The sequence below is a fragment of the Mesorhizobium sp. M6A.T.Ce.TU.002.03.1.1 genome, assembly GCF_003997275.1.
Classification (GTDB): domain Bacteria; phylum Pseudomonadota; class Alphaproteobacteria; order Rhizobiales; family Rhizobiaceae; genus Mesorhizobium; species Mesorhizobium mediterraneum.
In genome coordinates this window covers 1-383 of the sequence record NZ_RZTI01000353.1, presented here as the reverse complement: position 1 = coordinate 383, position 383 = coordinate 1, and the positions used below count along the sequence as shown (strand labels likewise).

At 67.4% G+C, this 383-nt stretch carries 1 pseudogene; it reads right to left on the bottom strand.

Annotated features, from left to right (window positions below):
• Positions 1-383 (bottom strand): annotated as a pseudogene (locus EOC93_RS33920) (cell division protein FtsK); the annotation flags it as partial.

The following is a 383-nucleotide window of genomic DNA, read 5'->3' as shown; positions in this document are numbered from 1 at the left end:
GCCCTGCGGTCGTTGACCAGCGCGGCGAAGAATTCCGGCTCGACGCGGGCGCGGCCATCCGGGCTCATCCGCGCTTCGGCGAACTCGGCCGATTCGACCCTCTCGGCAGCGCGGCGCCAGGCGCTGGCGCGCGGTTCCATCTCCGGTTCGAAATCGTCGCGTTCCCGGCGGCGAGCGGCGCGGCGGCGGAGATAGGCGCGCAACGACAGCCACCAATGGGTGATCGCGCCAAGCGCCAGAATGCCCTCGTCGCCTTCATCCTCGTCATTGTCGAAAAGCAGGTCGTCCTGATCCCGGGAATCAGGTGCGGCCTGTTGCTCGAGGACGGCGAAACCGTTCTTGCGTGCAATCAGCGCCGAGCCATAGGCAAACAGCCACAGTGC